This is a genomic window from Gordonia sp. (in: high G+C Gram-positive bacteria), from assembly GCF_049299075.1.
GTDB lineage: Bacteria > Actinomycetota > Actinomycetes > Mycobacteriales > Mycobacteriaceae > Gordonia.
The window spans coordinates 1-10288 of record NZ_JBAQWU010000272.1 but is presented as its reverse complement, the minus strand read 5'-3'; the positions used below and the strand labels follow the sequence as shown (position 1 = coordinate 10288).

At 67.7% G+C, this 10288-nt stretch carries 10 protein-coding genes; 1 reads left to right on the top strand and 9 read right to left on the bottom strand.

The window, feature by feature from the left end:
- From WAW85_RS08455 to WAW85_RS08430, 6 genes are all read right to left on the bottom strand, one after another.
- On the bottom strand, positions 1–453 hold a 453-nt coding region (locus WAW85_RS08455; RefSeq protein WP_422559175.1), incomplete at its 3' end, for a translation initiation factor IF-2 N-terminal domain-containing protein.
- A 335-nt stretch (positions 454–788) separates the two neighbouring features.
- On the bottom strand, positions 789–1205 hold the full coding sequence (gene ndk, locus WAW85_RS08450; RefSeq protein ID WP_422559174.1) for a nucleoside-diphosphate kinase: 417 nt from the start codon (positions 1203–1205) through the stop codon (positions 789–791).
- A 54-nt stretch (positions 1206–1259) separates the two neighbouring features.
- Positions 1260–1787, bottom strand: coding sequence for a hypothetical protein (locus tag WAW85_RS08445; RefSeq protein ID WP_422559173.1), 528 nt, complete (start codon positions 1785–1787; stop codon positions 1260–1262).
- A gap of 73 nt (positions 1788–1860) precedes the next feature.
- Complete coding sequence (locus WAW85_RS08440; RefSeq protein WP_422559172.1) at positions 1861–2286, bottom strand: DUF4233 domain-containing protein; 426 nt, start codon at positions 2284–2286, stop codon at positions 1861–1863.
- Positions 2283–3737, bottom strand: a complete 1455-nt coding sequence (gene folC, locus WAW85_RS08435) for a bifunctional tetrahydrofolate synthase/dihydrofolate synthase (RefSeq protein ID WP_422559171.1) — start codon at positions 3735–3737, stop codon at positions 2283–2285. Before folC ends, WAW85_RS08440 begins: the two co-directional genes overlap by 4 nt.
- Entirely contained in the window at positions 3734–6388 is a 2655-nt protein-coding gene (locus WAW85_RS08430; RefSeq protein ID WP_422559170.1) for a valine--tRNA ligase, read from the bottom strand. Before WAW85_RS08430 ends, folC begins: the two co-directional genes overlap by 4 nt.
- Before the next feature lie 176 nt (positions 6389–6564).
- Between WAW85_RS08430 and helR the strand changes: the two genes are divergently transcribed.
- The gene (gene helR, locus WAW85_RS08425; RefSeq protein ID WP_422559169.1) at positions 6565–8673 is read left to right on the top strand and encodes an RNA polymerase recycling motor ATPase HelR; all 2109 of its coding nucleotides are present in this window, start codon (positions 6565–6567) and stop codon (positions 8671–8673) included.
- Between the two features lie 9 nt (positions 8674–8682).
- On the opposite strand, the gene WAW85_RS08420 is transcribed toward helR, so the two are convergent.
- From WAW85_RS08420 to WAW85_RS08410, 3 genes are all read right to left on the bottom strand, one after another.
- A complete protein-coding gene (locus WAW85_RS08420; RefSeq protein WP_422559168.1) occupies positions 8683–9150 on the bottom strand; it encodes a hypothetical protein in 468 nt (155 codons plus the stop codon).
- 103 nt (positions 9151–9253) lie between these two features.
- Positions 9254–9853 carry a molybdenum cofactor guanylyltransferase gene (mobA, locus tag WAW85_RS08415; protein WP_422559167.1) on the bottom strand — a complete coding sequence of 200 codons (600 nt, stop codon included), beginning with the start codon at positions 9851–9853 and terminating at the stop codon, positions 9254–9256.
- Positions 9854–9903: 50 nt separating this feature from the next.
- A partial coding sequence (locus tag WAW85_RS08410) for a superoxide dismutase family protein (protein WP_422559166.1) occupies positions 9904–10288 on the bottom strand: 385 nt, incomplete at its 5' end.

The window sequence follows — 10288 nt, the reverse complement described above, 5'->3', positions numbered from 1 at the left end:
AGCCGCACCAGTGTCGGTGCCGGTGGGGGCTGCGGTGTCGGTGGCGGCCGCCGCGGCCGCGACCACGCCCTGGTCGTCGGCCGGTGCGGCATCGCTGACCACAACTGGTGGCAGAAACAGCGGAGCGGCCTGCACACCGCCAGCCGGCGCGGCCGCTGGTTCCTCGACGACAACAGCCGAGAACAGCGACGCTGTTGCCGGAGCGCCGGTCGCCGCGGGTGCGGCCTCGGCGGACTCACCAGTCAGGCGTGCGGCCACGGCCTGGGCCTCGTCGCGGCTGACCGACGAGGACGCCGATCGAGCCGCAATACCTAGTTCCGCCAAGTGTGCGAGCACATCCCGGCTGGTTACTCCCAGCGCTCGGGCGAGTGCGTGCACGCGCTGGCGGAGCGGAAATTCTTCTGCCGAATGATCCGAGCCCTGGGCATCGGTCGGCGACCCGTTAACGGTCACGTATCTCCTCGCGACCCCCGGGCGCGTCGGCGCTGGTGACAGATTCCCGCCACTGCGAACGACGCGGCCACGCGAGGGCCGTCCCTATGTGTGCGGCCGCTAAGCGGCCGGTGTTGTGTGGTCTTCGCGTCGGAAGGGAACTGTTCCCTCGACGCCTTGCTTGTTACCTGACTACTAGCGCGCTCACCGTGGGTGACGGTCGCTGCGCGGAAGCAAGTCCGATCCGGGCTGTCAAAGTGTGACAGCCCCGACTCCGCAAGTATCCCACATGTTCACCCGGAATCCCGCATAGGGCGACACAATCGAGCAGAACTACCGAGCAGTGTCCTCGGGCTTCAGCCGTTGAGCGCGGGAAACCAGAGCGCGATCTCGCGCGCAGCCGACTCCGGCGAATCCGAGCCGTGAACGATGTTGAACTGCGTCTCCAAGGCGAAGTCGCCCCGGATCGTGCCCGGGGTGGCCTTCTCCACCGGATCGGTGCCGCCCGCCAATTGGCGGAACGCCGGGATGGCCCGTTCGCCTTCGACCACCATGGCCACAACCGGACCCGAGGTGATGAATTCCAGCAGGTCTCCGAAGAAGGGGCGCTCGGAGTGCTCGGCGTAGTGTGCCGCCGCCACCTCGGTGCTCACCAGGCGTAGCTCCAGAGCGGCCAGGGCCAGGCCTTTGCGCTCGATGCGGGCGATTACTTCACCGATGAGTCCACGCTGGACACCGTCGGGTTTGATGAGGACGAGAGTCTGTTCAGTCACGAGGCAATACTGTACTGCCTCCGGACCGGAGGTTCTCGACAGGCCGGGTGATCCTCAGCGCGGGCAGTACTGGCGTTCGACGGACCACACGCCGTAGTCGAATAGATTGCCCGCCGACGACTGCAGGTCGATGATGATCTGCACGCAGGCACCCGGGGTGCGGACGGCGGCGTCGAGTTCCCTGGTCATCTGCGTCGCCAGCGCCGTGTTGGCCGGTCGGTACTGCGGCGGGACCGGCAGCGCGCGAATCGCCTCGCCGGGCCGCTGCGCCGCCAGCCACCGGGTGGCATCGCGCGTGGCCAGGTAGCCGAAGGCTCCGGACGGCACCGGCATCGGGGCACCGGGCTGGACCACATCGTCGTCGATCGGTCCCGGGGTCTGTCGGCCCATCTCCGGCGGGCTGGCGTGCCGATCCTGCTGGGCCTTGAGGCCGTCGGTGTCGATCGGCTCGTTTCGGCTACCACCGGCCACAATTGCTGCAGGCGGCAAGATGTTCGGGACAGCCTGCGCCGGTCCGCTCAGCAACAGCGCACCGACCAGCGGCAACGCCGCCATGGCAGCAACGATTGATCGACGACTCATGTCACCCGTTTCTTCTCTGCCCGGCCCCGCGAAGCCCCCCGGCAATTGGCGTGTTGTCCGATTGTAGCGGAGATCACCGAGGTCGCTGACCAGGCAGCATGCCCCGGTCGATGCGGCGCTGGACGTCGCGCTTGAGGTAGACGAGGTAGAGCCACACGCAGAGGAAAACCACGCCAACCACCGCGATCGACCAGTGGAACAGACCGCCTCCGATCACCGCAGCCTGCATGCCGAGGTTCGCACTGAACGCCCACGGGCGGCTCTGCACCCCGCACAACAGAATCAGCAGCAGACAGACGACGCCCAGGTACGCCCCCGACGCCGCGGTCACTCCGCCGCCGAGGGTGGCGACCACTGGGAAGGTCAAGCCGATGACGATCGCCTCCAGGATCAGCACGGCCGAGTTGATACCGCGGAAGCCCTTCCACGGATCGGCAGCCGGTGCGGTGAATCTGGATTCACCGGTGGCCGGATTGTCGATGGCCGGATTGTCTGTCATTGCGGCTCCTTGCCGAACAGCGTCCGGGCCGCGCCCGCGGTGACCACCGAACCGGTGATCACCACACCCGCGCCGGACAGGGTCTCGTCCCCGATCCCGGAACCCCCGATCCCTGAGCCTGCCGAAGGACCGTCCTCGGCCAACGCCAGGGCGGCGTCGATCGCGTCGGGTAGGAAAGGCTCGATCAGCACGCGATCTTCGCCGAAGATCTCGATGGCGAGCTCGCCGAGGACTTCCGGATCCAGGCCGCGCGGCGACCCGTTGTAGGTGATGACGACGGAGGCAAGCACCGGTTCGAGCTGGTCGAGGAAGCCGCGGGCGTCCTTATCGTCGAGCATGGCGATAACGCCGATCAGCCGCCGGAAGTCGAACTCCTCGGTCAGCGTGCGGGCGAGCGCCTCGCTGCCGTGTGGGTTGTGTGCCGCGTCGACAAAGACACTCGGCGCGCTGCGCACACGTTCCATCCGACCCGGGCTGGTGACGGCCGCGAACCCGGCGCGCACCTGGTCGATATCGAGCTGTCGGTTGGCGCCGGCACCGAAGAAGGCTTCCACCGCAGCCAGCGCGAGCGCGGCGTTCTGCGCCTGGTGCTCGCCGTGCAGCGGCAGAAAGATCTCGTCATAGACACCGCCGAGACCCTGTATCGACAGCAGTTGGCCGCCGACCGCGGTCGTCGAGTCGAGCACCGTGAACTCTGAATTCTGGCGCGCGACGACGGCGTCAGCTTCCACCGCAGCCCGCAGCAGCACCTCCATCGCTTCAGGCTCTTGCCCGCCGATCACTGCGACGGCGTCGTCGGGCACCAGTGCCTCTGGGTCGCCGGCGGTGATGATTCCGGCCTTCTCCCCCGCGATCTCGGCGAGCGTGTCGCCCAGGTAGTCGGTGTGGTCGAGGCCGATCGGCGTGATCACCGCGACTTTCGAGTCGATCACGTTCGTGGCGTCCCAGCGCCCACCCATGCCGGTCTCCACGACCGCCACCTCAATCGGCGCCTCCGCGAATGCCGCGTAGGCCATCGCCGTGAGTACCTCGAATTTGCTCATCCGCGGACCGCCCTGATCGGTCGCAGTCTCGTCGACCATCCCGATATACGGCGCCAGATCACGGTAGGTCTCGACGTAGAGCTGCGGGCTGATCGGCTCGCCGTCGATCGCGATGCGTTCGGTCACCAGTTGTAGATGCGGGCTGGTGATCCGGCCGGTGCGGCGGCTGAAGGCCCGCAGCAGCGAGTCGATCATCCGCGTCACCGACGTCTTGCCGTTGGTACCGGCGACGTGGATCGACGGATAGGCCCGCTGCGGATTGCCGAGCAGTTCCAGCAGCGCGGTGATGCGCGTCAGGGAGGGCTCAATTTTTGTCTCCGGCCAGCGCAAGTCGAGTTCGGCCTCCACCGCGGCCAGCTCGGCCAGATCGGACTCGCGGTCGCTCGACCGATCGTGCGGGCCGGTCACCGGGCTGCCAGCTCTTCGAGCTTGGCGCGCAGCCGATCCACCTCGGCGATCGCGAGTTCGCGACGGGCGGTGATCTTGGCGACCACCGCATCCGGAGCCTTGGCCAGGAACTGCTCATTGCCCAGCTTGGCGGTGGTGCCAGCCAACTCCTTCTCGGCGGCGGCCAGATCTTTGGCGGTGCGTTTGCGTTCAGCTTCCACATCGACCTGCCCGGAGGTGTCGATCGCGACGGTCGGCATACATGCCGACAAGCGCACCTCGACGGTGGCGGTCGCAGTGAAGTCCTCGCTCGCATCGGTGAGCTTGGCCAGCGCGGTCAGATACGGACGGACGTCATCGAGCTCGGCGGTCAATCCGCTGACCTGGGCGGCCACCCGCTGCCCCGGGTTCAGGCCCTGGTCGCTGCGGAATCGGCGCACCTCGGTGACCAGCTTCTGCAGGTCTTCGATGGCGGTGGCGGCCGCGTCGTCGTACGGTTCGCCGGACGGCTGCGGCCAGGACGCGAGGACGACGGACTCTTCGCCGGTCAGCGCCTTCCACAAGGTCTCGGTGACGAACGGCATGACCGGCGACAGGGCGCGCAGCAATTTGTCCAGCACGGTGCCGAGCACCAGCGCAGTGGTCGCGGCCCGGTGGGCGCTCGCCTGATTCTGCACTTTGGCCAGTTCCAGGTACCAGTCGCAGACCTCGTCCCACGCGAAGTGGTAGAGCGCCTCGCAGGCTTTGGCGAACTCGTACACCTCGAAACCGGCGTCAACGTCGGCCAGCACCGCATCGAGCCGGCCCAGGATCCAGCGGTCGGCGACGGTGAGTTCGGCGCGCGGCGGCAGCTCTCCTCGGCGCGCACCGTTCATCAGCGCGAACTTGGTGGCGTTGAAGAGCTTCGTCGCGAAGTTCCGGGCGCTCTGCGCATTGGACTCACCGACCGAGATATCGGCACCGGGATTGGCGCCCCTGGCCAAGGTGAAGCGCAGCGCGTCAGCGCCGAATCGGTCCACCCAGTCCAGCGGGTCGATGCCGTTGCCCTTGGACTTGCTCATCTTGCTGCCGTGCTCATCGCGGACGAGGCCGTGCAGGAAGACGTTCTCGAACGGAACCAGCGCCTTCCGTCCGGCCAGTCCGGCATCGTCGAGCGTGCCCACGTAGGTGCCGAACATCATCATCCGGGCCACCCAGAAGAACAGAATGTCGTAGCCGGTGACCAGCACCGACGTCGGATAGAACTTGTCCAGTTCGGGCGTCTGGTCGGGCCAGCCCATCGTCGAGAACGGCCAGAGTCCGGAGCTGAACCAGGTGTCCAGGACGTCCGGGTCCTGTTCCCAGTCCGCCGGGGCGGCCTCGTCGGGGCCGAAGCAGGCCGCTTCGCCGTCGGGGCCGTACCAGATCGGGATGCGATGGCCCCACCAGAGCTGACGCGAGATGCACCAGTCGTGCATGTTGTCGACCCAGTCGAACCAGCGCGGCTCCTGGCTCTTCGGATGGATCACGGTGTCGCCGTCGCGCACCGCCTCGCCGGCCGCCTTCGCGAGTTGATCGACCTTGACCCACCACTGCATGGACAGCCGCGGTTCGACGGTCTCGCCGGACCGCTCGGAGTGCCCGACGCTGTGCAGGTAGGGGCGGACTTCTTTGACGATCCGACCCTGCTCGGCGAGTGCCTCGCGGACCTTCACCCGCGCATCGAAGCGGTCGAGGCCGTCGAACACGGTTCCGGTGCCCTCGATGCGACCGGCCTTGTCCATGATGGTCGGCATCGGCAGGTGGTGGCGCAACCCCATCTCGAAGTCGTTGGGGTCGTGCGCGGGGGTGATCTTCACCGCACCGGAGCCGAATTCGGGGTCGACGTAGCTATCAGCGATCACCGGGATCGCGCGCTCGAGGAAGGGATGGGCCAGTTCGGTGCCGACCAGGTGGCGGTAGCGCTCATCATCGGGATGGACGGCGATCGCGGTGTCGCCGAGCATGGTCTCCATGCGGGTGGTGGCCACCACGATGTGCGGCTCGTCGTCGTTCATCGATCCGTAGCGGAAGGAGACCAGCTCGCCGTCGACCTCGGCGAATTTCACTTCGATGTCACTGATCGCGGTCTGCAGCACCGGCGACCAGTTGACTAGACGCTCGGCGCGGTAGATCAGCCCGTCGTCGTACAGCTTCTTGAAGATGGTCTGCACGGCGCGCGAGAGACCGTCGTCCATGGTGAAGCGGTCGCGGCTCCAGTCGACGCCGTCGCCGATCCGCCGCATCTGACCGGCGATGGTGCCGCCGGATTCGGCCTTCCACTCCCAGACCTTCTCCAGGAAAGCTTCGCGGCCCAAATCCTCTCGACTGGTGCCCTCGGCAACCAGCCGGTTAGCGACGATGTTCTGAGTGGCGATGCCAGCGTGGTCCATACCCGGCAGCCACAACACCTCGTAGCCCTGCATGCGTTTGCGGCGAGTCAAGGTGTCCATCAGCGTGTGGTCCAGCGCGTGACCCATGTGCAGTGAACCGGTGACATTTGGCGGCGGCAACACGATCGAGTAGCCCGGTTTGTCGCTCGTGGGATCGGCGGTGAAGTACCCGGCCGCTACCCAGCCGTCGTAGAGCGATTCCTCGTGCTCAGCGGGATTCCAGGCAGCGGGAAGCGAATTGCTCGCGTCGGGGTTCGTCACGTGCCCATTCTAGGCAAAGCCGGGCGAGCGCTCCCGTCCGGCACTGGAACCGCCGCCCGGGCGGTCGGCCACGGGCTCGGTACCTGCTCCCCTTTCACCATAGCGCGGCACCCGGGGCTTGCCGCAAGGGCCAGGTGGGCATGCATAATCGCTGCTCACCCCCGTAAGGAGACTCGATGCCGATGGCCCACCCTGCCCGCTCGCGCTTTCACCTGACCGATGCCGCGAAGGCCGATCCCGCCCTGATTGACGACGACGATGCCGTCCTGGCCAGGATCGACGACGCCGTGGCGCATCAACTCACGGCGATGACCGACCGACTCAACGCGCTTCGCCGGGTTCCGGCGCGCGCCGGACGCGAGGCCGCAGAACGCGATTCGGAGATCCGCGCGGTGACCGCCCAGGTGGCGCTGCTACGCCGCTCCGGTGCGCACCTGTGCCTGGGCCGAATGACCGACGACGCCGAGGTGCGCACCTATCTCGGCCGTCGCGGGGTCAGCGATGCCGACGGCGCCGGACTGCTTCTCGACTGGCGCACACCGGCGGCCGCCCCGTTCTTCGCCGCGGCCCGCGACCAACCGTCCGGCCTCGTGTCTCGCCGGCGCTATCGGTGGTCGGGCAACCGCGTCGTCGACTACTGGGATGAGCCGCTGACCGATGCGGCGCTGGACGCCATGTCGACTGCCACGTTGAATGCAGAATCGTCGTTCCTCGCCGCACTCAGCCGGTCCCGGTCGACCACCATGGACGACGTGCTGGCCACTCTCGCCGCCGATCAGAGTGCAATCCTGCGCGACGGTTCGACGGGAACGCTGGTGGTCGACGGTGGACCAGGCACCGGTAAGACGGTGGTCGCCCTCCATCGCGCCGCCTACCTGCTGTACGCCGACAGCCGGGGGTCGGCGGCCCGCGGCGGCGTGCTCTTCATCGGCCCCACCCCAGAGTTCCTGAACTACGTAGCCGAGGTGCTCCCCGACCTGGGCGCCGAGGGCACCCGGTTCGCTACCCTGAGCGACCTGGTCGCCGAGGGTGTCGCGGCCACCGAAGAGGGTGATCCGGTGGTCGCAGCGTTGAAGTCCCGACTGACCGGCGCGATCACCCCGGCGGTGGCCTTTTATCAGGACATTCCGGATGAATCGTGCACTGTGGAGACCTCCGACGGGCCGATCACCGTGACCCCGGCCGACTGGGCGGTGGCCGTCGATCAACTCGAGGCGGGGACTCCACACAATGAGGCGCGCCCGAAGATCCTTGCAGCACTCGCCGAGTATCTCGAAGCACCGCTGTCCGGGAACCCCAAGTTGCGCGCGCTGCTGCGCCGCTTCTGGCCGTTGATCGACGCGACCGATCTGATCGGAGATCTCTGGACGGTGCCGGCTTTCCTGCGGCATTGCGCACCGACGCTGTCTGTCGGCGACGTTCGCGCCCTACAGCGTCACGATCCGTCGGCCTGGACCACCGCCGACCTTCCACTTCTTGATACCGCACGCAACCTTTTGGGCAACAAAGACTTTGAGGCCCAAACTCGACGCCGAAGCAGTTCCGTGGCCGAGCAGACACAAGTGATGACCGAGGTGATCGACGAACTGGTCGCCGCCGACGATGACCGCGAAGGCCTGGTGCAGCAGTTCGCCTTCGGCGGTATGACGGAGCTGACCCTCGATGAGAGCGGCCTGGAGGGGTTCGCCGCCGACCGCCTGGCCGGGCCGTTCGCGCACATCGTCGTCGATGAGGCGCAGGAACTGACCGACGCGCAGTGGGCGATGCTGCGCCGTCGTTGCCCGGCGGGCGGATTCACCGTCGTCGGCGATCGCGCACAGGCCCGGCTCGGCTTCGAGGAATCGTGGGAGGACCGCCTGGCGCGCACGGGTCTGCGCGGTATTCGAGTATCGCGACTCTCGCTGAACTACCGGACCCCACGCGAAGTGATGGACTACGCGAGCATCGAGATCGGCCGGGTCCTCCCCGGCGCGGCGGTGCCCGAGTCGATTCGCAGCAACGGCCTTCCGGTGCGCGAGTGCACCGGCGCCGAACTGCCCGTGCTCCTCGCGCGTTGGCTGTCCGCCAACGAGGGAACAGTGTGCGTGATCGGCACGGCGGAGCGACTCGGCTCGCTGCCGGCGCATCCGAGGGTGAGCCGCGTGCTGCCGAGCGACACCAGCGGCCTGGAGTTCGACCTGGTCGCGGCGTGGGCGCCGGCCGATTTCGGTGCGGGATTACCCGGCGCGGTGTCCCGTTACATCGCGATGACGCGGGCCACCGCCGAGCTCGTCATCGTGACGTGACCGGCAGACTCAGAGAGCGAAGGTGGCCCCGCCCGGGATCGCCCAGACCCCCGGCGACACGATCGTGATGGTCCCGACGATCTGACCTGGTCCGGGGCTGATCTTGACTTCGAGCGGGCCGCTGAACGGACCCGGGCACGGACGGACGGTGACCGAGCCGCCGCGGCCCGAGGACACGTTCGTGTAGTCGTAGCGCACGTACTTGCCGGCGGCACCGCGATTGCAGGCGTCGCCGCCCGGCGCGCTCAGGTACGCCTGACCGACGACATTCGCGGTCCGCACCCGGATCGCCGCGGCATATCCGCTCCACGCGCCGAGGCCCATCGAGAGAACCCCGTTCGCCGGGATCTGCTGCACCGCGATCGGTGCGGCCTGCGCGGGCGCTGCGGTCAGGGTGGCCGCGCCGAGCGCACCCGCAGCGAGCACCGCCGCCCCCGCTACCCGGAACTTCCGCACCGAAGAATTGCTGACGGCCATGACTTCTCCTCCCGCTCAGGACCAGCGAAGTGCTGTACCCGGTATGTCTGCGAGAAACGTTCCGGTGTTACACAGCTCACACCCCGGAGTACCTCCGGCTCGGCTACACGCGCAGTCGGTGCAGGTCTTCGGGTGCGTCGACGTTCGTCAGCCAGGTCGCGTCGGAGACGCCGACGCGGTGGGTCACGATCGCGTCCAGGGCGGCCAGCATGCGCTGCTCCCCTGCGGCGATGAGTTCGGCCAGCTGCGGCACAATGCGCGTGCGGTAGATGGCGGCCATCGGATGATCGCGTCCACCCTCGTGTACCACCACAGCGTCGGTGGAGACCGTCAGCGCGTGCAGCAGCTCGTCGATCAGCTCAGGTTGAATCAGCGGCATATCGGTCGCGCAGACAAAGGCAACGGGCGATCCGGCCGCTTCGGCCGCCTCCAGTGCGGCAACCAGGCCACCGAGCGGCCCGGCACCGGTCGGCTCGGTCGTAATCCAATCAACCCCGGCCACATCGCTGAGTTCGGCGTATGCCTGCGAGGTGGGGGCAGCGGCCACCAGGACCGGGTCGCACCGCTGCGCGATCACATCGGTCACGACCGTCAGCATCGGCCGCCCTTCCCATTCGAGAGATGCTTTGTCCTGTCCCATCCGACGGGATCGACCGCCCGCCAGAACGACGCCAGCGAGGTTGAGGTGCCTGTGCTCAGTCATGAGGCCATTGTGTCCGCAAAACTGTTGCCCGATAGGCAGATTGGTGCGATCTACGCGCCCGGCGCGATCACGCCGCAGGCGACGCGCGCGCCCGCGTCACCGGTCGCCATTGTCTGCGCGTCCGGACCGGGCGTGCCGTCGTTCTGCCGGTACTTGTCGGCCGGAACGTTGGCGAAGTTGTCGGCGCCAGCATGGATGATGATCGACGTTCCGGCCCCGGCCTGCAGGTCGGCCTTCGTGAAGGCACTCGTCGTCGTCTCTAGGCGCGCGTCGCCGCCCGCGCGCACCTGCAGCGAGGAGAGGTCGCCGCTCGACGGATGCCCGGTGTGGCCGGGCGCCTGGAAGTGACCGCCCGCGGAGGTAAAGTCGCCCTCGCACTTGCCGACCGAGTGGATGTGCAGGCCGTGGAATCCCGGCGTGAGCACGCCGGGCTTC